Origin of the sequence: Dyella sp. C9 (genome assembly GCF_003332825.1) — a bacterium.
Classification (GTDB): domain Bacteria; phylum Pseudomonadota; class Gammaproteobacteria; order Xanthomonadales; family Rhodanobacteraceae; genus Dyella.
Genome location: NZ_QIRF01000014.1, coordinates 83,110 through 107,596, shown reverse-complemented (window position 1 = coordinate 107,596; position 24,487 = coordinate 83,110). Strand labels below are relative to the sequence as shown.

Below are 24,487 nucleotides of genomic sequence, written 5' to 3'. Positions count from 1 at the left end.
TCGCGATACCTTGACTGATCCGGGCCGCTCGTGACGTCACGGCCATTTTCCGCCGGCATGCAGGAGTCGCATGCCGGCGAGATCGCGCAGCGCGAACTTCAGCGACTCACGCTGCCAGGGCCTGCGCCACGACGCAGGCCCACTGCACACTGGCGCAATCACACGCTTGCGCCGCTACGGGGCGATCACTGATCACCCCCGTGCAACTCAGGCGCGACGACTGGTTTCGAACAGGAACCACACGCGGCGCTCGGCCTCGTCGATCCAGTTTTCCAGCAGGCTCGCGGTGGCCACGTCGCCGTGCTCGTCGCACAGTTCGTGCGTGGCGCGCATGTAGGCGGCCAGCTGGATATTGTCCTCGCGCAGCTCGGCCAGCATGTCGTCCGGCGTGACGAAATCAGCGTCATTGTCCAGCAGGCGGCGCAGCCGCGCGGCATGGCCCAGCGAGCGCAGCGTGGTGCCGCCAAGCTTGCGCACGCGCTCGGCGATGGGGTCGACCGTGGCGTAGATCTGGTCCGACTGCTCGTCCAGCAGCAGGTGGTAATCGCGGAAGTACGGGCCGGACATGTGCCAGTGGAAATTCTTGGTCTTGAGGTAAAGCGCCAGCACATCGGACAGCAGCGCATTCAGCTCGCCGGAAATGTCCCGGGTGGCATCGGCACCCAGTGGCGAAGGCGTATTGAGGGCGGCCTTGCGGCGCGTCTTGGCTTTGCTTGCATCGCTCATCACGAATCTCCTCTGGCTTGCGTGGGGGATGGGTCTGGAAAAGCTTCAGGTGGAATGTGCGGCCACCGCGGCGTCTTCCTGCCGCAGGTAGGCCGCGAGCGCCAGCACGGGTGGCAAGGCGAAGCACCACATGCTGGTGAAGGCATACAGCACGGCAGCCAGCGCGCAGCCGCTGGCGAAGGCCAGTACCGCCAGGCTCATGCGCACCAGTCGCACGTTGATCGCGGCTTTCTGCTGCTCGCTCACACCATGGATGCGATCGGCCACATCGAGCATGATCTGGGTGGTCGTGCCGGTCATCAGGGTGGATGGCGGTGCACTGCCCAGGTGCACACGATGCACGGCATTCTGGATCGCCATGGCGCTGACGAGGGTCATGCCGGTGACCACCGCCTGCCAGCTGTCACCCTGCCCGAACGGGCCGTGGTACAGCGCCAGCACCGCAGCCACGATGAAAAGCGCAAGCTTGATGAGCAGCAGGTTGCTCACCACCGAGCGCCCTTTCGCCATTAGCCGGTAGCGCAGCAGGCGTGCGCCCATCACCACCAGGCAGAACACCGGCAAGGCCAGCAGCTTGGCCACGATGCCCGAGGTTCCCAGCACCAGAGCTGCGCCAATGGTGACGAAGTTGCCGGTGACATGCGCGGTGAACAGGCCATGCAGGGCCAGGAAGCCGGCGGTGTCGACGTACCCGGCGTTCACGCTGAGTATCGTCGGCAATAGGGGCTTGTCGGTCATGCGCGCGCGGATCCTTTCTTGGCCACGGGTGTTACCACATGAATTTCAGCTCGACGCCAAGATAGTCGGCATCGCGTCCGCCGGCCACCCGGATGGCCCGGCCCACGTCATAGTGCACAGCTTCCACTGCACCGGTGAAGTTCGCGTTGAAAGCGTAATCCGCGCGCAGCTGCCCATAGACGCCGGTCCAGTGCCCGCCCTCGCCCGCCGTGCCCGCCAACGGGATGTTCGGCTGCACGTAGACGGCATCGGCCGTGGTCTCCCGCCACAGGAAACCGACCTCCCCCATGAGGGTAAGCGCCGGCAGCGGCTTCAGCGTGACGCTGGGCTTGATGTGCACCAGGTTGGTGTAGCCGGTAAAACCGGCCAGCGTGAAGTAATAGCCATTGGGAAACAGCGGGTTGAAGGTACCCAGCGACTGGCCACCGGGATGATGGTCACCCGATGCGGCGTCCGCCTGCAGCCCGAGCCGCGGCTGCCAGCCGAACCCTTGCCAGGTATAGCCTGCACGCGCACCCGAGCCCCAGGCATCAATGTCCTTGCTGCCCACCGTGCCGCGCTGCGCCATGCCCTCCAGATCCCAGTCGAAACCGGCTGCATTGCCGGCAAAGCGGGCGTCGTACACCTCACGCTGCTCGTTGCCCGCAGCGTCGAGGTAGTGCGCGTTGTCACGGCTGTACAGGGCGTAATAGGCCGACAGCTCGTCATGCCCCCACACCAGGCGCTCCACGCGCAGCATGTTGAACCGGAAGTGGCGGTTGGAGGTGTCGTCGAACGGATGCTGGTCCTTGTATTGCACCGGCTGGCTGACGAAGCCAATGAAGCGCCACTTCCCGGCTTCCCAGTCGGCCCAGGCCGCATCGAACGACTGGCGCACGTTGGGGCCGTCGCGCAGGGACACGAAGCGCTGCAGGTCAAAGGCGAAATCCTGCCTGCCCACGCGCGCCTTCAACGTGCCGCTCTCGAACTTCCGCACGTAGGCAAGAAAGGCCAGGCGAAGATCCCACGGATTGCGGTCCGCGCCGCCAATCACCTGCTTGTTCACCGTGCGCGCATCCTCCACCTGCACGAAGGCCTGCCAGTACTGCGCGAAGCGCAGGTCCGCGTGCAACTGCAGGCGCTGCAGCAGGTAGGTGTTGTTCGGATTGCCGATGCCGAAGCTCGCCGCATCGGACATCTCCACCCGCTCGCGCAGGTTGGCGCCAAATGACAAATAGACCTTGGGGTCCGCCGTGCTCAAGGCGATGTACTTCAGTGCATCGCCCCATCGCGTTCGCAGGGCGGGATCGGCAAGCACCGACCAGTCCTCCTGCCAGCGATTGCTGCGCAGGACCGGCCGCGCGGCCTCATCCTGCGCAGGCGTCAACGAAGTAGCCTCGGCCGAGGCGTCCTGTGCCTGCGCCATGACCGCCGCGCTCCACGAAGCCAGCCACAGGCCGCCCATGCCTACCAGCCACAGGCAGGCGGAGCGACCAGCCGTCCACGTCATGCCTGATGACCACCCCGCCACCTGCATCGAGTCAATGACCCGCGCTGGCGTGGATCTCCGCAACGTAACCGCCCGGGAACTCCACCACCGCCGAATCGCGATCCCCGCCATGGACCGCCGGCCCCAGCACCTGCGCGCCATTGGCCTTGGCCTTGTCCAGCGTGGCGGCGAGATCGGATACCTCATAGCCCGTCAATTCATGGCCATACGGATACGGCAGATGGCCATCGGTGACATGCACTGTCATCTTGCCGAAGGTGGATTCGATGCGAATGCGCCGATAGGTGTCGCTCGGCCGGCCGATTTCCGCGCCCGGCGCGTGGGCATCATCGGACACCACCTTGCCGTGCGAGAACCTCACGAAGCTGTGCACGAAGGCATCGGCACGATCCGGCGACACATAGACGCGGTTTTCCGGAATGGTCTGGAACGGCGCATAGTTCGGCGGCGTGGTGTGCCAGTAGAGCTGCATGTTGACGCCGCCGGGCCACTGGATGACGGCATCGCGACCGATCGGATCGGGAAAGATCTGCACCAGCACGTCGGCGCCGGAGGCGCGCGCGGCGGCTACGGCCTGGTCGAGATCGGTCACCAGGTAGCCGGTACGTTCCGCACCGAACGGAAACGGAATCGGGGTCTTGAAGCCGAACAGCGATACGGTGCCCACGGGCGTCTGCAACAACTGCGAGGTGGTGCTGCTCGGCGTGGGCGTCACCGTCGCAACCACCTGCTTGGTGCTCTGCCCGCCAAACGTCGCCAGGAAACTCGCCACGAAACGATCCACGTCTTCCGGGGCGACATAGACATGGGTGGTGTCGTACTGCGGCCCCACCGCCACCACCGGCGTCACGGCCTGGGTCACCTCCTTGGCCTCGGCCACACCCATGACCGAAACCGCTGACAGCCCTGACAGCAACAGGCCCAGCACGGCCGTCTTCAGATTTGAATTAATGCGCATGAGTGACTCCTTGGACAAGCCGTGATGGCCCATGAGAAATGAGATGGAATGGATTTGGCGTGACGTCATGGCAAAGACCCTGAAGTGCCCTGGCCGCGTGCGCGCAGGTCGTGCCAGGCCACCAGCAGGAAGCCGCCGACCAGGCCCAGGTGTTCGAAGAAGGCGTTGGTGAGGCCGAACCGTTCGACCGGCGGCGCATCCCAGAAACGGTTGGCCACGAAAGTCGCCAGCAGGGTGAAGCCGGCCAGCAGCAACGCACCCAGCCAGCGCCCGCGGCCGAGCAGGATGGCCAGCGAGCCCCCCAGTTCGAGCACGATGGTCACCACCGTCACCGGAGTGGCCGGTGACAGCCCGAAGTGCGCGGTTTCCGCCACTGCACCGGGGAAGTCCAGCAACTTCTGGATGCCGCCCTGCAGGTAGGCCGCGCACAAGGCCAGCAGCGCGAGCCACATGACCGCCGGCGCAGCGAATCGCCTTGCCAGGCGATCGAACCCCCCTTGCCCGCTCACTGCCGCCATGTCTTCACCTGCCTCATATCGCCCAGCATGAGCAGCCCAGCGCACCCCAGAACGACTTGAGGTCGGCAATCGGCAGCTTGCTCGACCACGCGGTGGCATGGTCATGCCCGTGCACGCCACAACCATGGCTGCAGCCACAAGCGGCCTGCGCCGGCGCCTGCCGCGTGCTTTCGCGTGCCTGTGCCCACGCACCGAAACCGCCATACACGCGCACCGGCGACCACTCCGGCATGGCCGGCGGCACCTCCACTTCGTTCCACCTGTCGAAGTCGCCCGCGCCATACGTCACGCGGCCGCCCACCACGGTAAGCAGCGAAGTGGTGTCGGCGATATCGTCCTCCGCACAGGCAAAGTAGTCGCGGTCGGGCACGATCAGGTCGGCGAGCTGCCCTACCGCGATGCGGCCCTTCTTGCCCTCCTCATTGGAGAACCAGGTGACGTACTCGGTCCACATGCGCAATGCGGTTTCGCGGTCGAGGCAGTTGCGGCGCGGATAGATACCCAGCCCACCCACGGTCTTGCCGGTGACCAGCCAGGCCAGCGACACCCAGGGGTTGTACGACGCCACGCGCGTGGCGTCGGTGCCCGCCGAGGTCTTCACGCCCCTCTCCAGGATGCGCGCCACCGGTGGTGTCGCCTGCGCCGCGGCGGCACCGTAGCGTTCCACGAAATACTCGCCCTGGTAGGCCATGCGGTGCTGCACGGCGATACCGCCGCCGAGCGCGGCGATGCGATCGATCGAGCGCTCGGAGATGGTTTCGGCGTGATCGAAGAACCAGTTCAACCCAGCCAGCGGAATGTCGCGATTGACCTTCTCGAACACATCCAGCGCGCGGCTGATGGTTTCGTCGTAGGTGGCATGCATGCGCCAGGGCCAGCGGTTCTCGGCCAGGATGCGCACCACCGCCTCCAGGTCGCCTTCCATCTCCGGCGGCATGTCCGGGCGTGGCTGCCGGAAATCCTCGAAGTCCGCCGCGGAGAACACCAGCATTTCGCCGGCACCGTTATGCCGGAAGTAGTCATCGCCCTGCTTGTACTTGGAGGTACGCGTCCAGTTGAGGAAGTCGTCCTTCTCCTGCTTGGGCTTCTGCGTGAACAGGTTGTACGCCAGCCGGATGGTGAGCTTGCCCTCTGCGGCCAGCTGTTCGATCACCGCATAGTCTTCCGGGTAATTTTGCGAGCCGCCGCCCGCGTCGATGGCGCCGGTGACGCCGAGACGATTCAGCTCGCGCATGAAGTGCCGCGTGGAGTTCAGCTGATAGTCGTAGGGCAGCTTCGGGCCCTTGGCCAGGGTGGCGTAGAGGATGCTGGCATTGGGCTTGGCCAGCAGCAGTCCAATGGGGTTGCCCGAGGCGTCACGCACGATCTCGCCACCGGGCGGCTCCGGCGTGTCGCGCGTATAACCCACCACCCGCAAGGCAGCGGCATTGAGGATGGCGCGATCGTACAGGTGCAGCAGGAACACCGGCGTATCCGGCGCCACCGCATTGAGCTCCTCGATGGTCGGCAGGCGCTTCTCCGCGAACTGATGCTCGGTGAACCCGCCCACCACACGCACCCATTGCGGTGGCGGCGTGATCGCCACCTGCGCCTTCAACATGGCCATGGCGTCGGCGAGCGAGCGCACACCATCCCAGCGCAGCTCCATGTTGTAGTTGAGGCCACCGCGAATGATGTGCAGATGATTGTCGATCAAGCCGGGCAATGCACGCCTGCCCTTCAGGTCGATCACACGGGTCTGCGGGCCGGCCAGCGGCATGACCTCGGCCGCTGCGCCGACAGCAACAAACGTTCCATCGGCAATTGCCACGGCCTCGGCTTCCGGCCGGGAGCGATCGAGCGTAGTGAAACGCCCGCCGTGCAGGATCAATTCGGGTGCACTCATGATTGCGATTCCTTTGCGTCACGCGACGCCTTGAGCTCGGCCGAGCAAGGCAGCTCGCCGAAGACATGTGGCTTGACCTGCTGGCCGACCCAGCTCGTGGCGGTACCCTGGCGCTGCCACAGGTGTCGCACCAGTGGCGGCACCTGTTCGCCGATCAGGATGCCCAGCAGGCCGATCAGGGCCACCACAGGTGGCGCCGGCGAACGTACCTTGAGCAGGCCATAGACAATGCCGACCAGCAGACCGGCAGCCAACGAGATCACGTAGCTTTTCATCGCACACTTCTCCACGCCGGACACGCCGGCGTCTTGCCGATCAGCCTTCGTGGGCCCCGAACATGGCCTTGGCATAGGTAATGCCCAGGCCGTAGGCACCGCCGAAGCGCTTGGCGATGCCGGTCGTGCTGTCGTAGCTCTCGGTGCGCGCCCAGTCACGCTGAAGCTCGAGCAGGTATTGCAACGAGGTCATCGGGCGAACACCCGCCTGCACCATGCGATCCATGGCGCGGTCGTGCGCTTCGGCCGAAACGTCACCGCAGGCGTCGGCGATCACATACACCTCGTAACCCTGGTCGAGCGCCGACAGCGTCGGGCCGACGATGCAAACCGAGGTCCACAGTCCGGCGAACACCAGGCGCTCCTTGCCGATCTCGTTGACGCGCTTGATCACGGCAGCGTCCTCCCAGGTGTTCATGGACGTGCGGTCGAGCAGCGCCTGGCCCGGGAAGGGATCGGTGATCTCGCTGAACATCGGGCCTGAAAAACTCTTCTCCGCCACCGTGGTGAGGATGGTCGGCACCTTGAAGCTGGCCGCAGCATGGGAAACCAGTGCCGCGTTGTTGCGCAGCAGCGTGGCGTCGATGGAATGGGTGGCAAAGGACATCTGCGACTGGAAGTCGATCAGGATCAAGGCGTGATCCTTCGGGGTCAGCAGCTTCTTGCCAGGAGTGGGGGTTGCGGTGATGGCCATGGGGAACTCCGGTGCGACGGGGGTGACGGGCGCCGGTTTGCGACGGGCAACCGGCGCCCCGGGGGATCACGAACGGATGAACTCGAGCAGGTCCTTGTTGACCTGTTCCTGGTGCGTGGCAGTGAGGCCGTGCGGCGAACCGGGATACACCTTGAGCGTGGCGTGCTTGACGATCTTGGCGGTAAGGCGGCCGGCGTCGTCGATCGGCACGATCTGGTCGTCGTCGCCATGGATGACCAGGGTCGGCACCTCGATCTTCTTCAGGTCGGGCGTGTAATCCACTTCGGAGAACTGCTTGATGCAGTCGTACAGGCCCTTCAACCCGCCCAACATGCCCTGCAGCCAGAACGAGTCGCGCATGCCCTGCGTGGCCTTGCTGCCCGGACGGTTGGCACCGTAGAACGGCCCCGAAAGATCCTTGAAGAATTGCGAGCGGTCAGCCAGCGTCTTGGCACGGATGTCATCGAACACTTCGATCGGCGTGCCGCCGGGATTGCTCGCGCTCTTCACCATGATCGGCGGCACCGCGCCGATCAGCACGGCCTTGGCCACGCGTCCGTTGCCGTGGCGACCAATGTAATGCGCCACTTCGCCACCACCGGTGGAGTGCCCCACCAACACCACGTTCTTCAGGTCGAGCTTGTCGATCAGCGTGGCCAGGTCGTCGGCATACGTATCCATGTCGTTGCCGTCCCACGGCTGGCTGGAGCGGCCGTGGCCACGGCGGTCGTGCGCAATGGTGCGGTAGCCGTGCGAACTCAGGAACAGCATCTGCGCGTCCCAGGCGTCGGCAGTCAACGGCCATCCATGGGAGAACACCACGGGCTGCCCCTTACCCCAGTCCTTGTAGAAGATTTCCGTGCCGTCTTTGGTGCTGAAAGTGGTCATGTCTGAGGTCCGTGTGAAGAGTGAAAGGAAGTGGTGGCGCCAAAGGCGGGTGACGACAACGACAACCCGGCGACCGGCAGCACGCATGCGGCTGAAGCCACCGCCATGCCGCCAAGGAAGGCGCGCCTTCCGGCATCGATGTCGACCCCCTGATCTTTCGTGGACATAGGCATATTCCTTGCGTGTCCCCATGCATTCGCCGACCACCGCTCGGACAACCCTCCCGGCCGGAATCGACGAACCATGCATGCGGCGTGGTGGTGCGGAAGTGAACTGCAGGAGTCTGCCCTGCAGGCACCCGCACATTCTTGTCAGCCCGGGAAAATTACGTAGCCCTCTCGCGGCATATCTGTCCCGCCCGATCAGGCAGGACACACTCAAGCGTGCGGCCGCATGCACACGCCCGTTCCAGCCTTGTTACAAGTCAAGGCCCAGTGATGCTCACTGGTCGAAGAATCCGCGATTGCGCGCAAGTGTCACGGCATGCGTGCGGTCCATGGCGCCCAGCTTGGTCATGATGTTTTTCAGCCGCGCCTTCACCGTGTCTTCCGACACGCAGAGGATGTCGGCGATGCGCTTGTTGGTATGCCCGGTAGCCACCAGCCGCAACACGCTGAGCTCGCGGTCGTTGAGCATCTCCGACCAGGCGTGCGAAGCGATCTCGCCGGCCACTTCCGAAGCGACCACGCGGCGGCCACCCATCACCGAGCGGATCGCCGCGAGAATCTCCTCGCGGGTCGCGGTCTTGAGCAGGTAGGCGCTGGCGCCGAACGTCAGCGCACGTTTCACCCGCGCATCGCCAGGATAGGAAGTGAGCACGATGATGCGTGCCGCAGGGTTTTCGCCGGCAATGGTCGAGATGGCCTGCAAACCATCCACGCCGGGCATCTGCAGGTCGATGAGGGCGACATCCGGGTTCAACTCGCGAAACCTCACGATGGCTTCCGCGCCATCGGCCGCCTCGCCCACCACCGTCATGTCACGGCCGCTATCGATGGCGGCGGCAATGCCGTCGCGCATGACCGGGTGATCATCCGCGATGAGCACCCGTATGGGACTGGGGTCATCTGTCACGACAAGTTCTCTTGAGCCATGACTGCATAGCCATCTTCAACGCACGCAAGGTGACCGGATTCCCGGTCACTATCCCGCCCGGGCTGCAGGCTCTCAACACCCGATCGGGTGATTGTGCGTTCACCATTTGCACCCTATTGGGCGAGGTGTGACGGCACTATGCTGCGCCGTACGATCATCGCCGTCAGGCGGGAGTCGACATCACCATGTGGGGACCAGCTGTGACCCGTTCTTTATGGCCCCGAGGCGCGCACTGGCCAGCCTGGGCGCGAGCCGCGCTGACCGGGCTGTGCCTTGCCCTCGCTGGCATCAGCAGCAGTCATGCTGCCCAGTACGAGTTTCGCCGCAAGCTGTGGACCACCGAGCAAGGGGCACCAGCCGACATCTGGGCCATGGCGCAGGGCAAGGACGGTTATCTGTGGCTGGGCACGGGCCAGGGGCTGTACCGCTTCGATGGTGTGCGCTTCGAGCGTTTCGAGCCCGCTGCCGGCGAATCATTTCGCTCCAACGACATCACCGCGCTGGCCATGCTGCCCGACGGCGCGCTGTGGATCGGCTTCTACTACGGCGGTGCCAGCCTGCTGCGCGACGGCCACCTTCGTCAGTACACGGCGGGTGATTCGTTCCCCGCCGGCACCGTGCTCAGTTTTGCGCGGACCGGCGATGGCGCTGTATGGGCCGCCACCGAAGGCGGCTTGGCCCGCTTCGATGGCCGGCGATGGCATGCCGTCGGCGCGGACTGGAACTATCCGTCCAACCGTGCCGACTGGGCGATGGTCGGGCACGACGGTACGCTCTGGGTCACCACCGGCGAAACCCTGGTGTTCCTGCGGCACGGCGCGCATCGCTTCGAAAGCACCGGGCAGCCTGTCTACAAATACGGCATCGTCGCGCAGGCCCCCGACGGCACCTTGTGGCTGTCCGAACACGAACACGGTACCCGCGCCCTGCCCGGTCTGACCGCCGACCACCCGCAGGTGGACTCCACCCAGGCCTTGCCGGAAAGCGACGCCAGCTGGGCCCACCGCCTGCTGTTCGATCGCTACGGCAACCTGTGGGGCACCAGTGTCGACAAGGGCGGGATCTTTCGCGTGGCATCCCTCGGCCGTTTCAATGGAGGGCAACCACTGCAGCCCGCCGATTTCGCGGAGAAGATCGATCGCGCGGGCGGACTGATGAGCGATCGGAGCGTGCCGCTGCTGCAGGACGCGGAAGGCACCGTCTGGGCCGGCACCAACCTGGGACTGGCGAGTTTCCACCGGAACAACGTGATGGTGCCGTCCGGCGTACCGCTGGGCGCCGCGGCGACTTACGCAATGGCCATGGATTCCACTGGCTCGGTGTGGATCCTCAATGATGGCAAGCTGTTCCGCATCACCGACGCAGGCGCGGTACTGGTACGACACGACCTGCGTGACGTCAGCGCGGCACTGTTCGCCCATGACGGCACGCTGTGGATGGTGGGGCGAAACCAGATGTTTGCCTTGCGTGGCCGCAGTTTCACCAGCGTGCAGCTGCCACCGGGCACGTCCAAGGTCAATGCACTGACGCTCGATGCCACCGGCCATCCCTGGGTGGCCCTGGCGGAGCATGGGATCTATCGCTGGCATGACGGGCAATGGCTTCCGGTGAACCTGGGACGATCGCTGGGCCAGCTCACGCCGACGGCGATGACCGCCGATGCTGCCGGTCACCTGTGGATCGGCTACCCCGACAACCGCCTTGCCGATGTCGCTGGCGAAACGGTGCGGCTCTACACGCCGGCAGACGGCCTGCGCGTGGGCAACATCACCACCGTCAACGCCAGCGGCAAGGATGTCCTGATTGGTGGTGAACTCGGCGTGGCGCGCCTGCATGACGGCCATGTCCAGCCGATGGCGGTCGGCGACAACGAGGCGTTCAACGGCATCACGGGTATTGCCCAGGCCGCCAATGGCGACCTGTGGCTCAATGGCGGCAAAGGCGTGGTCCGCGTCGCGGCACAGGAGGCCGAGGCGAGCTTTGGCCACGCCGACCATCCGCCGGCCTATCGCCTGTTCGACTACCGCGACGGCCTGCCTGGCATCGCGGTGCAGGCGGCCAAGGTGTCCACGAGCCTGATCGACTCCAACCAGCACATCTGGTTCCTGACCAACCAGGGGCCCGCCTGGGTGGCACCAGACGACCTGCACAGCAACACCCTGCCGCCTCCGGTCTCGATCCTGAAGCTCAAGGCCAACGGCGCGAACTACTCGCCCATCGACACGCTGCAGCTCCCCGAAGGAACCGACAGCTTGCAGCTGGAATACACCGCCACCAGTCTCGCCGTGCCCGCGCGCGTCGGCTTCCGCTACCGGCTCGATGGCGTGGACAGCGCCTGGCAGGACGCCGGCAATCGGCGCGAAGCCTTCTATTCCAACCTCGCCCCCGGCGAGTATCGCTTCCGGGTGGTGGCCGCGAACGACGACGGCGTCTGGAACACCCGGGGAGCCGAGCTGCGCTTCACCATCCGCCCGTGGTTCTACCAGACCCTGTGGTTCCACGTACTGTGCGCGCTGGCCGTACTGGCGCTGGTGGCGGCTTTCATTGCCTGGCGCATGCGACTGTCCGCCGAGCGCGTGCACCTGCAACTGACCGAACGCATGAACGAGCGCGAGCGCATTGCCCGCGACATCCACGACACCCTGCTGCAGGGCGTGCAGGGCCTGCTGCTGCGACTGCAGGTCATGCTTGCCGACATGGCGCCCGACGACAAACGCAGGCTCGCGCTAAAGACCGCGGTGGAACAAGCCAGGCAAATGGTGATCGAGGGTCGCGGCAAGATCATCGCCTTGCGCGGTGACGGGCCCCAGTACACCGAGCTGGTGCAGTCACTGCTGGCGGTGGGCGAAAACCTCGCCTCGATCTACCCCACCGCCTTCCATATCACCACCGAAGGCAAGCCGCGCGCGCTGCTGCCCAGCGCCTTCGACGAGATCGTGGATATAGTCCGCGAGGGTATCCGCAACGCCTTCATCCATGCGCAAGCTGCGCGCGTGGACGTGCATGTGGCTTACGAGGCACGGGCCTTGCGCATCATGGTTACCGACGACGGCGCCGGCGTGGACGACGCCACACTGCGGGCCGCCGCCGAACGGGGCCACTGGGGCGTCGTCGGCATGCGCGAGCGGGCGCAGCGACTGGGCGCACAGCTCGTACTGCGTCGCCGCCAGCCGCATGGCACGGAACTGCAACTTTCCGTGCCATGCCGCGCTGCCTACAAGCCTGCCGGGCAGCGCGTGGGCCGTCGTACGCCGCCCGTCGCCCAGTGAGGCGGCGGACGGGAGATTTACCTCGCCTCGCTTTCCATCAGTTTGTCGACAAGGCCAGGCGGCACTTCTTCGTAGTGGTCGAACTCCATGGTGAAGGTGCCACGACCTCGGGTGGCCGAGCGCAGGTAATTGATGTACCCGAACATCTCGGCCAACGGCACGAAGCCCTGCACGAAGGCCTGCGCGCCTCGCTGCCCCTGGTCGCTGACGTTGCCGCGACGGCGGTTGATGTCGCCGATCACGTCGCCCAGATAGTCCGGCTCGGTCACCACCTCCAGCCGCATCACCGGCTCCAGCAGCTTGGGCTTGCTCAGGCGCTGCGCTTCGCGGAAGCATTGGCGCGTGGCGATCTCGAACGCCAGCGCCGACGAGTCGACGTCATGGAACTTGCCGTCGATCAGTCGCGCCTTGAAATCGACCACCTCGTAGCCGGCCACTTGGCCTTCGCGTGACTCCACCGTCACCGCGTGTTCCACCGCAGGGATGTATTCGCGTGGCACGCGACCGCCAACGATCTCGTCGGAAAACACCACGCCCGTACCCGAAGGCTGCGGCTCGAAGATCATGGTGACCTCGGCGAACTGGCCGGAACCACCCGACTGCTTCTTGTGGGTATAGGTGTGCTGCACCTGTTGGCCGAAGGCCTCGCGGAAGCTCACGCGGGGTTTGCCCATGTTGGCGTCCACGCCCAGCTCGGTGCGCATGCGGTCGATGGTCACCTCCAGGTGCAGCTCGCCCATGCCCTTGAGCACGGTCTCGCCGGTTTCCTTGTCCACCTCAAGGCGCAGCGACGGATCGGCCTTCACCATCTTGTAGAGCGCGGCGGAGAGCTTGTCCACGTCGTTGCGATGCTTGGGCTCCACCGACACGCTGATCACCGGGTCGGGGAAGCGCATGCGCTCGAGCAGCGCTGGGTGCGCCGGATCGGTAAGCGAGTCGCCCGTCTCGGTTTCCTTCATGGAGACGAAGGCACAGATGTCGCCGGCCCTCACCTCGTCGATCTCGCGGGTGGCGTTGGCCTGCACCTCGACGATGCGGCCCACACGCTCCTTCCTGCCGCGCGTGACATTGAGCAAGGTGTCGCCTTTCTTGATCACGCCGGAGTAGATGCGGCAGAACGTGAGCGTGCCGAACTGGTCGTTGATGACCTTGAAGGCCAGCGCCCGCGCGGGCGCCTCGTCGACCACGCCCTGGTCGCCGATCACATGGCCGTCTTCGTCGACCAGCGCAATGCCGCCGTTCTCGCCCGGATAAGGCAGGTAGTCGATCACCGCATCCAGCAACTGCTGGACGCCCTTGTTGCGATAGGAGGAACCGCAGAACACCGGCACCAGCTTGCCGGACACGCAGCCCTTGCGGATGCATCGCTTGAGCGTATCAAGGTCGAACTCTCCCGTCTCGATGAGCTTTTCGAAGGCGGCATCGTCCATGGCCAGCGCGCGCTCCACGGTTTCCTGGCGAAGTTCGGCCAGCCGCGCAACCCACTGCTGGTCACCCGCCTCGCTGAACTTCACGCGCCCGGCAATCTCCTCCAGTGGCACCGTGTCCCAGGGGCTGTCCTTGTCATCGCCCTTCCACAGGTAGCCCACGCCGGCCACCAGGTCGGCCATGCCGATGAACTCGTCATGGCTGCCCAGCGGCACCTGGCACAGCAGCACGTTGGCGCCCAGGCGCTCGTGGATGCCCTTCACGCTGTGCTCGAAGTTCGCCCCGATGCGATCCATCTTGTTGACGTAGCACAGGCGCGGCACGTTGTACTGGTCGGCGAGCCGCCAGTTGGTTTCGGTCTGCGGCTCCACCCCGGCTACGCCGTCAAACACCACCACGGCCCCATCGAGCACGCGCAGGCTGCGGTTGACCTCGATGGTGAAGTCCACGTGGCCTGGGGTGTCGATCAGGTTGATCTGATAGCCCTTCCACTCGGTGGATACGGCCGCGGACTGGATGGTGATGCCGCGTTTGCGTTCCTGCTCGAGGTAGTCGGTGGTGGTCGAGCCCTTGCCGTCCTTGGTGTCATGCACGTCGACGATCTGGTGCTTCTTGCCGGTGTAGTAGAGCACCCGCTCGGTGGTGGTGGTCTTGCCAGCGTCGATGTGGGCGATGATGCCGATGTTGCGGTACAGCGTTAACGCCTTCTGCCTTGCCATGAGGTCCTGTCCTGAAGATCCAGCCCAAGCCGGGCCTGTGAACCGGACCTGTCAAAGCCCTTCACCTCGCCTGGCGCCTCTCTTCACATAGGGTCTTCCAGGCCGGCATCAATGCCGCGTGAAATCGAGGCCTGGCGGGCCCTCCCGGGGCCAGAACCGTGACCCGCCCCTCGCCCCGGACGGGGCGGCCCGGAAAACCACCGCCCCGTCAAGCCCGTGGCCTCCACCCTGCTTATGACGATGCGACATGAGCAGAGAACCAATCGTCATTGGATTTATTTGGACGTCTATACCGCTATTGACTCCAAATTGTCATAACGACTAGCCTGCAATTGTTGCACTGCATCACTTACTCTGGGGACCACCTGCCACATGCACAAGAACTCACACGGCGCGCTCACCGCGCCGAGCCTGCTCGCTTTTGCCCTCATCGCCACCATCTCCAACGCCGCCGCGCAGGATGCCGCGCCGGACAACGCCAAGAAGCTCGACACCGTGATCGTCACCGGCACGCGTGCCGACAACCGCACGGAAAGCAGCTCGCTGACCCCGATCGACGTGGTCTCGGCGCAGACGCTGCAGCAGACTGGCACCACCGAGCTGGCCACCGCACTGGCGCGCATCATTCCCTCGCTGACCTTTCCGCGCCCATCGGCTTCCGATACGGCCGATTCGCAACGCCCGGCGCAACTGCGCGGCCTCTCGCCCGACCAGGTGCTGGTACTGGTGGATGGCAAGCGCTGGCATCCGGGCGCCATCCTGCTCACCAACGGCGTGCTGGGCCGCGGCTCGCAGGCGGTGGACCTCAACACCATCCCGATCGGCGCGATCGATCACATCGAGGTGCTGCGTGACGGCGCATCGGCGCAGTACGGCTCCGACGCCATCGCTGGCGTGATCAATATCGTGCTCAAGAAGGGAGGCCAAGGCGGCGAGGTGGACGTCAGCGGTGGCCAGTATTCGGCCGGAGACGGCCGCCAGTGGCTGGGCTCGGCGAACTTCGGTATCCCGCTCAACAACGACAAGGGCTGGATCCGCTTTACCGTCGAGGACGGCAACCAGGACTACACCAATCGCTCCGAACCCAATCGCACGCGCCCGTGGGAGGGCGTGACGCAGCGCTTCGGCGATCCGGCGGTGAAGGACCGCAACCTGTTCGTCAACGCGCAATACGACATCACGCCAGGCATCCAGTTCTACGCCTTCGGCCACTACAGCGACCGCGACACCACCTCGCCGGCCTTCTTCCGCAACGTGGCCAGCAGCAATTCCGTGCCCTCGCTGTATCCGAACGGCTATCTGCCGCTGGAGCAGGCCGATTCCACCGACCGCGCGCTGGTGTTCGGCCTGCGCGGCAAGACCGAAGGCGGCTGGCGCTGGGACGTGAGCGGCAACATCGGCGGCAATCGCGTCTCCTATGGCACCAAGGACAGCGTCAATCGCGCCTTCCTGCACGACTTCGGTTACAGCCCAACCAGCTTTCACGACGGCATCCTGCGCTCCGGGCAGCAGGCCTTCGACGTGGACATCGCCAAGGAGTTCAGCACCAGCTGGCTGCCGAACCCGGTCACGCTGGCGTTCGGCGCCGAATACCTGCGCCAGACCTATGAGATCGACGCGGGCGACCTGCCCTCCTGGTACACCGGCACCTCCGGCGTGGCCGGCGGCGCGCAGGGCTTTGGTGGCTACCAGCCCACCGATGCCGGCTCGTATAGCCGGCACGACGTGGCCGAGTACGTGAGCCTGGAAACCAACCTCACCGATCGCTTCAGCACCTCGCTGGCCGCGCGCCACGAGGACTACAACGACTTCGGCAATACCACCTCCGGCTCACTGGCCGGCCGCTTCGACTTCACCGACCGCTTCGCGCTGCGCGGCAGCGCCTCCACCGGCTTCCGCGCGCCCTCGCTGGCCCAGCAGCACTATTCGTACACCTCGTCGCTGTACTACGGCGCCGGCAACTCGCTGGGCCTGCCGGCGGGCATCTACAACACCGGCCTGGTGCCGGTGAACAGCCAGGTCGGCCAGTTGCTCGGCGCACAGCCGCTGAAACCGGAGAAGTCGCACAACTACACGCTGGGCGCGGTGTGGAACCCGCTGGACGCGCTCAACCTGAGCGTGGACATCTACCAGATCACCATCGACAACCGCATCACCCTGTCCAGCAACCTGGCCACCACCTCGCCCGCCGTGCAGGCCTACCTGGCCGCCAACGGAGTGACCAACACCAACTACAGCGGCATCGCCTACTTCACCAACGCGGTGAACACGCGCACGCAGGGCATCGACCTGGTGGCCGGCTACCTCAGCGATTTCGGCGACGTCGGCACGCTGCAATCCACGCTGAGCTACAACTACAACAAGAACAAGGTCACCGACATCAAGCCAAACCCGGCGATCCTCAACGAGCTGGGCGTAAACCTCAAGCGCATCGACCGACGTGACCAGTACGGCCTGCTGGCCGATACCACGCCGCGCAGCAAGCTCATCCTCAACGAGCTCTACAACGTGGGCCACTGGGGCTTCAACGGCACGCTGACCCGCTACGGCAGCTTCGTCTCGTACAACTCCACCACCGCCTCGCTCGACCAGACCTTTGGCGCGAAGTGGATCCTCGACCTGGCCGTGAACTACACGCTGGACCGCTGGACCTTCACCCTCGGCGGCGACAACGTCCTCAACACCTATCCTGACAAGGTGATCCCCGCCAATAACAACAACAACACCCTGCCCTACTCGGTGTTCTCGCCGTTCGGCTTCAACGGTGCCTACGTGTACGGCAAGGTGGCCTATCGCTGGTAAGCCGGCCCGGGCCGGGGGCCGGGCATGCGCCAGGCCCCGGCCCAACCTTCACTGCGGCGAAACGAAGGCTGTGCCATAGCTACGGGACCACCGTGGTTCCTCGTACACCTTCGGAGTCGCCCATGTCAGAGCAGCAGGCCCGCCTTAGCGGGGAGTTCGTCGAACAGCAGCGCAAGCGGCTGGAGGCCTTGCGCCGCCAGGTCCTCGGCGGGGAGCTGGGCGCCACCGAGCGCCGACGCAGCTACGAGGAACTGCATGGCGACGAGGCCGCCGAGTTCGAGGACCGGGCGCAGGACAGCGAGATCGAGGAAGTGCGGCAAGCCCAGCACGATGTGGACGACCAGCGTGTGGCCAACATCGAGCGTGCCCTGCAGAAGATCGCTGACGGCACCTACGGCTACTCCGACCTCAGCGGCGACCCCATTCCCCAGGCTCGCCTCCAGGCCACCCCGGAGGCCGTGCTCACCATCGAGGAAGAGCGGGCACGCGAGCGTGACCGCTAGCCACCCCTTGAATCCGGCCTGCGCGCCTCGACCTTGAGGCGCGAACCGTCCGGCGGTCGCCGACCACCGGACTCATGACGGATGGCCAAGGAGACCCGCTGTGAGCACCCCCGCCACCTTCGACCTTTCACCGCCCTCGCCGCTGCAGCTCGACCAGTTGACATCGCGACTCACCCCCGACGAACGCGAAGTACTGCTGGATCACGGCACCGAGTCGCCGTTCTGCGGCGTGCTGCTCACCGAGAAGCGCGCAGGCGTGTATTGCTGCCGCCTGTGCGGACTGCCGTTGTTCCTCGCCGGCAACAAGTTCGACAGCCGCACCGGCTGGCCCAGCTTTACCTCACCCTTCAACGAACGCCATCTGAGCTACGTGCGGGATACCAGCTACGGGATGGTCCGCACCGAGATCCGCTGCGCGCGCTGCGGCAGCCATCAGGGCCACGTGTTTGACGACGGTCCGCCGCCCACCCTCATGCGCTACTGCATCAACTCGGTATCGCTGGAATTCACCGCCGCCACCGATCCCCTGCCCGACAAGCTGGAACGCGGCGCCCCGGAGGGTGCTGTCTGGTCCTTCCATCAAGCCTGACCCGACGCCAGGATCCCACCATGACCACGTATTCGCGTTACCGCCAGCCCATCTGGCTCGCCGCCGGCGTGCGCACGCCGTTCGCCAAGGTCGACACGGCACTGGCATCGTATGACGCCATCTCGTTGTCGGTGCCGGTGGTGCGGCACATGCTGGACAGCCTGCCCAACGGCCAGCGTCCCGACTTCGCGGTCTGGGGCACGGTAGTGCCCAACCTCACCTTCAGCAACATCGCGCGCGAAGTGCTGATGGATGCCGGCGCTCCGGCCACCATTCCCGCGTTCTCCACCATCATGGCCTGCTCCACCAGCATGATCGGGATGATCGAAGCCGCCGGCATGCTCGACGACGACAGCATGCAGCTGGCACTGGTGGGCGGCGTGGACAGCCTCAGCCGCATCCAGCTCGGCCTCAACCAGCGTCTTTCGGACTGGATACGGCAGTTCCAGAAGGCCCGCTCGCTGGGTCAGAAGCTGTCGCACGCGCTGTCGCTGAAATGGGGCGACGTGAGCCTGTACATCCCGGGCATCGTCAATCGCACCACCGGGCTTAGCATGGGCGAGCACACCGAGATCACCGCACGCGACTGGCACCTGCGCCGCGAGGACCAGGACCAGATCGCCTACGACAGCCATCGCCACGCGGTCGCCGCGTGGAACAACGGCTTCTTCGACGACCTGGTGATCCCGGTCGGCGAGTTCCGCCGGGACAGCATCCCGCGCGCCGACACCTCGCTGGAAAAGCTGGCCAAGCTGCCGCCCAGCTTCGACCGCACCAGCGGGTTGGGCACGCTGACCGCAGGTAATTCTTCGCCGCTCACCGATGGCGCGGCCAGCGTTTGGGTGGCCACGCTCAAGGGGCTCGAACGCCTGCATCCGCAAGTGCCGCGCGTGAAGCTGGTGGACTGGGAAATCGCCGCCGTGGACTTCCGCACCGAGGGCCTGCTGATGGCCCCGGCCTACGCCATCCCCCGCCTGCTCGCGCGGCATGGCCTCACCTACCAGGACATCGGCCTGTGGGAGATCCACGAGGCTTTCGCCGCCCAGGTGCTGGCCCACATCGCCGCCCTGCAGAGCCCGGACTTCCTTGCGCACAAGGCCGGCGTCGAGCGCGAGCTGGGCGCATTCCCGCGCGAGCGGCTCAACCCCAATGGCGGTAGCCTCGCCATTGGGCATCCGTTCGGTGCGACCGGTGCGCGCATCCTCAGCCAGACGGTGAAGGAGCTTGCTGCACGGCCACCGGGTACGCGCGCCATCGTGAGCATCTGCGCCGATGGCGGCCAGGGAACGGTCGCACTGCTCGAAGCGGGCTGAGCGGCCATGGCGACCTCCCGCCCTGCGCCAGCCGGGAATGCCGAGGCACGGATCGCGGTGTTCCTGGACCGCTACGATCCAGCCATTGCCGCGCAGTTGCGCGCAGCCCGCGAGCGCCTGCGTGCCTGGTTTCCCCGGGGCTACGAACTGGTGTTCGACAACTACAACGCACTGGTGTTCGGCATGAGCCCCACGGAAAAGCGAACGGATGCGTTCGTCTCCGTGGTGGGCTATCCGCGCTGGGTGACCCTGTTCTTCCTCGACGGCACCCGCCTGCACGACCCTGCCGGACTCCTGCAAGGCAGTGGCAAGCAGGTGCGCAGCATTCGTCTGGCCGACGCAGCGCAGCTCGATGCACCCGACGTGCGCGAGCTGCTCCGGCAGGCCATCGAAACGCGCGCCGCCGAGCTGCAGGCGGCACCTCCGCTGAGCACCATGATCAAGCTGGCGATGGCCGCTCCACGCAACCGGCGGCCATCCGCCGGGACAGCTGCACCGGGCGGCGGCCGCAAGTCGCGCTGAGCGGCGCCCGTCAGAAGTAGACCTGTGCCCGCATCTCGAAAATGTGCGGGTTCACCTGCAGGTTGCCGCGATCGCTGAAGGCCCACACGTAGTTGGCCTGGAACTTCAGGTGCTCACCCAGGTACCAGTTCAGCCCGACGGTCCAATCGTGCTCCTTGCCGCCGGTGATGGCGCCGTCGTTGAGATCCAGCTCGCTGTAGCGCACGGCCACTTCCAGCGCACCCCATGCATGGGTGGGACGGATCGCCTGCAGGTCGCGGCCGTTGTAGCGGCGGTCGGCCACGTTGCCGTCGCTGTAGAAGCGGGACTCGCCGGTGAGCGTCCAGGTGCCGAACACGTAGTAGCCCTGGGTATCGTAATCGGGCTTGCCCTTGTAGCGCTCCACCTGGGCTTGCAGGTATTCGCCCTGCAGCGACCATGGCCCTTCGATCCACAACGCCTCGAAGCCCTGGCGGTCCACCGCCTTGCTGTAGGAAAGCGTGCCCGAATCCACCAGCCGCACCGGCGACAAGCCATCCTCGGGGCGCGCACGCAGGCGTGCCGACGGCGGCACCGTGCCTTCGTCCGCCCAGTCAAGCTTTTCGCGCGACGCCGAAATACCCAGGTGGAGCACTTCGCCGGGCTTGTTCAACGGTACCCACGCGGCGCGGCCGGCCCAGGTACGCCCCGGGTTGTTGCCGTCGAAATCCTTGCGCCAGAAGTAGTCGCCGATGTTCAGGATGAAATGGCTGCGGATCCACGCCCAGTCCACGCCCGCACGACGCCCTTCCCAGACCGCCTGCGTGGGCAGCGCGGTCTCGACGAACGTGGTGGCCGAGGAACTGGTGACGCCCTCGAAACCCACCGGCGTCTTCGAATAGCCGAAGCGGAAATTGCCGATGTCCTTGCCGATTACGCCACCGCTGCGGAATCGCACGAACGCATCCGCCCACTGCTTGGCCTGGAAATCGTACTGGGCGATGGCGTCGTAGACCCCGGGTTTGCGCAGGTAAAGGCCCAGGTAGCGACGGCGGTTGGTGCTGGCGTCCTCGAACTTGCCGTCGTCATTGGAAAACTGATTCACGTCGTACTGATACAGCACAGCGAGACCAAAGTCGGTGCCGTCGGAGGCCGTCACATGGGTGGGCCAGTTGCTGTAGAAATCGTAGTCGTCCGCATGACAACAGCCGGCAACGCCGAGGCCCAGCCAAAGGCCAAGCGCGACTGCCAGGCGCCGCGGCGCCGTCGCGGTGGAATCTCTACGCAATGGGGTCATGGTCTCGCCTCCCAACGAGTGGTCACATGCTGTCCAAGCCCGGCCATGCGCAGAAATGATCATTGTGCATATGCACATGACCCCGACGACGGGCGTTTGGCCGTCCATATGGACGTTTGAACCGGCATCCTAGGCGGCCGCCAAGCTGAATGACTTGCGTCCGCCGCTTGACTGGCACGACACCTGCGAAGGCCGCCATGGTCACGCCCGCTCCACGGCCCAGCCTTTACACCTGCACGCCAGGCCACTGCCTTCGCTGCGCACGGGAAGGCAAAGCGACGACCATGACTACGCATCCCACCTTGATCATCCACAACGCAAAGATTTACACCGGGGTGGCGGCACGGCCGGAAGTGCAGGCCTTGGCGGTGGCGGGCGATCACGTAGCGGCGGTGGGCACCAACGGCCAGATCCGTTCACTGGCAGGCCCTGCGACGCAGCTTGTCGATGCCGGCAGGCGACGGGTCATACCGGGCCTGATCGACTCGCACATGCACCTGGTCCGCTACGGCCCGGGCTATAACCTCGACCTGCGCTGGGATGGCGTGCCAAGCCTGGCCCAGGCCATGCGGATGCTGGCGGACCAGGTGGCGCGCACGCCCGATTCGCAATGGGTGCGCGTGACCGGCGGATTCTGCGAGCTGCAGTTCGTCGAACGCCGCCTTCCTACGCTCGAGGAGCTCAACCAGGTGGCGCCCTCCACGCCGGTGCTGATCCTGCACCTGGGCGATCGCGCCTTGCTCAACGGCGCCGCACTGCGTGCCTGCGGCTATACCCGCGACACGCCGGACCCGCCCGGCACGCACATCGAATGGGACGACTCGGGCGCACCCACCGGCCTGCTGCTCGCCTCGCCGCACCTGGCGCTGCTGGATGGGGCGCTGGCCCACGCGCCGTCGCCACCGTACGAGTACCAGCTCAACGCCATGCGCCAGTTCATGCGCGAGCTCAATCGACTGGGCATCACCAGCGTGATCGATGCCGGTGCCGCGCACCAGCATTATCCGGAGGACCACCGGGTGATCGAAGAGCTGCAGCTGCACCGCCAGCTCACCGTGCGCGTGGCCTACCACCTGGGTGCGAGCACCCCGCACGGCGAACTGCAGGATTTCACGCAGTTGGTCACCACCCTGCAACCCCGCCAGGGCAACGCGTTCTACCAGCTCAACGGCGCCGGCGAACTACTGGTGCACTCGGCGGTGGACTTCAGCAACTTTCGGCAGCCACGCCCCGAGCCACCGCCTGCGATGGAGGCCGACCTGGAGCCGGTCATCCGCCTGCTCGCACAGGCACGCTGGCCCTGGCGCATGCACGCCACCTATGACGAAACGATCGGCCGCGCGCTGGATGTATTCGAACGTATCGACCGCGAGTTCCCGTTGCAGGGATTGCGCTGGTTCTTTGATCACGCGGAGACCGTGTCCTTGCGCAACATCGAGCGCATAGGTCGCCTGGGCGGCGGCCTGGCCCTGCAATCCCGGCTCGCCTATCAGGGCGAATACTTCGCCGAACGCTACGGCGCCCAGGCCGCCGCGCAGGCGCCGCCATTGCGCCAGATCCTCGACGCAGGCGTACCCGTGGGCGTGGGCAGCGATGCCAGTCGGCTTGGCAGTCATGATCCATGGACGACCTTGTACTGGCTGACCACCGGCAAAACGGTGGGAGGCACCACGCAACGGCCACCCGAGCAGTGCGTGGATCGCGCCACCGCGCTCGCCCTGCACACGCGCGGCAACTGCTGGTTCAGCGCCGAGGAAGCCACCAAGGGGCAGCTGGACGTCGGCCAGCTGGCGGATTTTGCGCTGCTCTCCGACGACTATTTCAGCGTGGCCGACGAGGCGATCCGCGAGATCGTCGCGGAGCTGACCGTGGTGGATGGCCACGTGGTGCATGCCGACGGGCCGTTTCGCACCTACGCCCCGGCGGCCACGCCCGCCATGCCGGAGTGGTGCCCGGTGCATCACGGCAGCCGTACATGGCGCGCGCCGCGCACCCGGCATGCGGAAGATGCCCGAACAACATCCCCGCATGCGCTTGGCGGGCGCCCGTAGCGCCGGCGAAGGAGCCAGGGGGTCTTGCAGCCTCGTATCCAGGTTCGCCTGGTGCTTCGAATGGTGCGGGGCCTGGCCAATGCGCGCGTAGCCGCATTCGCCTCCGATGCCGCGACATCCCGACGATGATTCCGTCGCACACATGTTCATCGCATCGCGCATCACGCGGCCAGGTGTGACAACGGACCGCTGGCAGCGCTGCAACCACGCCCCGACAATGCCGCGTCCCGGTAGCCACTCCCATGCACGACCACGATTCCCCACACGCCATTCCCACGCCGCAGGCCAGCGAACAAGCCATCGCCAACCTGGTCGATCGCTTCTACGACAAGGTGCGCGCCGACGCGGAGCTCGGTCCGGTATTCAACGGCGCCATCAGTGACTGGATGGAACACAAGCACACCCTGTGCGAGTTCTGGTCTTCCATGGTGTTGCGCTCGGGCCGCTACCAGGGCAACCCGATGGGCACGCACCGCGCCCTGCCGCCGTTCCCCAAGGCGCTGTTCCATCGCTGGCTGGAGCTATGGCGCGACACGGCCCGCGAGGTTTTCGAACCGCCCGTGGCAGAAGTCTTCATTGGCGCTGCGGCACGCGTGGCGCAGGGGCTAAGCCTGGGCCTCCACCTGGGCTCGCTCGAAGCGCACACGCCCGATGCGCTTCGCTTCACCTCGACCTCCGGTCGCAGCATCGACTGAGAACCAACCGCCCCTTTCCAATCGTCCGGGCCGCCCCCATTTCTGGGAAAATCCCGGGCGCGCACCGGTGCGCGC

General features: G+C 65.7%; 20 protein-coding genes. 8 read left to right on the top strand and 12 right to left on the bottom strand.

From position 1 onward, the window contains the following. Positions 1 to 207: 207 nt before the first annotated feature. From DVU99_RS15255 to DVU99_RS15210, 10 genes are all read right to left on the bottom strand, one after another. On the bottom strand, positions 208 to 726 hold the full coding sequence (locus DVU99_RS15255) for a Dps family protein (protein WP_114241087.1): 519 nt from the start codon (positions 724 to 726) through the stop codon (positions 208 to 210). A gap of 45 nt (positions 727 to 771) precedes the next feature. Further along, the gene (locus DVU99_RS15250; protein ID WP_114241086.1) at positions 772 to 1,464 is read right to left on the bottom strand and encodes a YoaK family protein; all 693 of its coding nucleotides are present in this window, start codon (positions 1,462 to 1,464) and stop codon (positions 772 to 774) included. Between the two features lie 31 nt (positions 1,465 to 1,495). After that, a complete protein-coding gene (locus tag DVU99_RS15245; protein ID WP_232823626.1) occupies positions 1,496 to 2,953 on the bottom strand; it encodes an alginate export family protein in 1,458 nt (485 codons plus the stop codon). Positions 2,954 to 2,984: 31 nt separating this feature from the next. Next, the gene (locus DVU99_RS15240; RefSeq protein WP_343126333.1) at positions 2,985 to 3,839 is read right to left on the bottom strand and encodes a glyoxalase; all 855 of its coding nucleotides are present in this window, start codon (positions 3,837 to 3,839) and stop codon (positions 2,985 to 2,987) included. Between the two features lie 137 nt (positions 3,840 to 3,976). Further along, positions 3,977 to 4,429, bottom strand: a complete 453-nt coding sequence (locus DVU99_RS15235) for a DoxX family protein (protein ID WP_114241084.1) — start codon at positions 4,427 to 4,429, stop codon at positions 3,977 to 3,979. A 13-nt stretch (positions 4,430 to 4,442) separates the two neighbouring features. After that, positions 4,443 to 6,314, bottom strand: coding sequence for an amidohydrolase (locus DVU99_RS15230; RefSeq protein WP_114241083.1), 1,872 nt, complete (start codon positions 6,312 to 6,314; stop codon positions 4,443 to 4,445). Then, a complete protein-coding gene (locus DVU99_RS15225; RefSeq protein WP_114241082.1) occupies positions 6,311 to 6,589 on the bottom strand; it encodes a XapX domain-containing protein in 279 nt (92 codons plus the stop codon). The genes DVU99_RS15230 and DVU99_RS15225 overlap by 4 nt, the downstream gene beginning before the upstream one ends. A gap of 40 nt (positions 6,590 to 6,629) precedes the next feature. After that, complete coding sequence (locus tag DVU99_RS15220; RefSeq protein ID WP_114241081.1) at positions 6,630 to 7,283, bottom strand: hydrolase; 654 nt, start codon at positions 7,281 to 7,283, stop codon at positions 6,630 to 6,632. 66 nt (positions 7,284 to 7,349) lie between these two features. Next, a complete protein-coding gene (locus DVU99_RS15215; protein WP_114241080.1) occupies positions 7,350 to 8,171 on the bottom strand; it encodes an alpha/beta fold hydrolase in 822 nt (273 codons plus the stop codon). A gap of 441 nt (positions 8,172 to 8,612) precedes the next feature. Continuing rightward, positions 8,613 to 9,245, bottom strand: a complete 633-nt coding sequence (locus DVU99_RS15210; RefSeq protein WP_114241079.1) for a response regulator transcription factor — start codon at positions 9,243 to 9,245, stop codon at positions 8,613 to 8,615. Positions 9,246 to 9,466: 221 nt separating this feature from the next. Between DVU99_RS15210 and DVU99_RS15205 the strand changes: the two genes are divergently transcribed. After that, on the top strand, positions 9,467 to 12,535 hold the full coding sequence (locus tag DVU99_RS15205) for a sensor histidine kinase (protein ID WP_198670350.1): 3,069 nt from the start codon (positions 9,467 to 9,469) through the stop codon (positions 12,533 to 12,535). Between the two features lie 17 nt (positions 12,536 to 12,552). Here DVU99_RS15205 and fusA read toward each other — a convergent pair whose 3' ends face one another. Next, complete coding sequence (fusA, locus tag DVU99_RS15200; protein ID WP_114241077.1) at positions 12,553 to 14,682, bottom strand: elongation factor G; 2,130 nt, start codon at positions 14,680 to 14,682, stop codon at positions 12,553 to 12,555. 372 nt (positions 14,683 to 15,054) lie between these two features. On the opposite strand from fusA, the gene DVU99_RS15195 reads away from it, so the two are divergent. The 5 genes from DVU99_RS15195 to DVU99_RS15175 all read left to right on the top strand — a co-directional run bounded on the left by DVU99_RS15195 (position 15,055) and on the right by DVU99_RS15175 (position 20,411). Then, complete coding sequence (locus DVU99_RS15195) at positions 15,055 to 17,484, top strand: TonB-dependent siderophore receptor (protein ID WP_114241076.1); 2,430 nt, start codon at positions 15,055 to 15,057, stop codon at positions 17,482 to 17,484. A gap of 122 nt (positions 17,485 to 17,606) precedes the next feature. Further along, positions 17,607 to 17,987 carry a TraR/DksA family transcriptional regulator gene (locus DVU99_RS15190; protein WP_114241075.1) on the top strand — a complete coding sequence of 127 codons (381 nt, stop codon included), beginning with the start codon at positions 17,607 to 17,609 and terminating at the stop codon, positions 17,985 to 17,987. Between the two features lie 100 nt (positions 17,988 to 18,087). Further along, positions 18,088 to 18,576, top strand: coding sequence for a peptide-methionine (R)-S-oxide reductase MsrB (gene msrB, locus DVU99_RS15185; protein ID WP_114241074.1), 489 nt, complete (start codon positions 18,088 to 18,090; stop codon positions 18,574 to 18,576). Positions 18,577 to 18,596: 20 nt separating this feature from the next. Beyond that, positions 18,597 to 19,889 (top strand): acetyl-CoA C-acyltransferase, encoded by a 1,293-nt coding sequence (locus DVU99_RS15180; protein WP_114241073.1) that lies wholly within the window; start codon positions 18,597 to 18,599, stop codon positions 19,887 to 19,889. Positions 19,890 to 19,895: 6 nt separating this feature from the next. Next, positions 19,896 to 20,411: a DUF1801 domain-containing protein gene (locus DVU99_RS15175; protein ID WP_114241072.1), complete on the top strand. Its 516-nt coding sequence runs from the start codon at positions 19,896 to 19,898 to the stop codon at positions 20,409 to 20,411. Between the two features lie 10 nt (positions 20,412 to 20,421). Here the strand turns inward: DVU99_RS15175 and DVU99_RS15170 are convergent, their stop codons facing one another. Continuing rightward, complete coding sequence (locus DVU99_RS15170; protein ID WP_114241071.1) at positions 20,422 to 21,666, bottom strand: OprO/OprP family phosphate-selective porin; 1,245 nt, start codon at positions 21,664 to 21,666, stop codon at positions 20,422 to 20,424. 284 nt (positions 21,667 to 21,950) lie between these two features. On the opposite strand from DVU99_RS15170, the gene DVU99_RS15165 reads away from it, so the two are divergent. Beyond that, positions 21,951 to 23,717 carry an amidohydrolase gene (locus DVU99_RS15165; RefSeq protein ID WP_114241070.1) on the top strand — a complete coding sequence of 589 codons (1,767 nt, stop codon included), beginning with the start codon at positions 21,951 to 21,953 and terminating at the stop codon, positions 23,715 to 23,717. A gap of 242 nt (positions 23,718 to 23,959) precedes the next feature. Then, complete coding sequence (locus tag DVU99_RS15160) at positions 23,960 to 24,412, top strand: group III truncated hemoglobin (protein WP_198670349.1); 453 nt, start codon at positions 23,960 to 23,962, stop codon at positions 24,410 to 24,412. Positions 24,413 to 24,487: the final 75 nt, after the last annotated feature.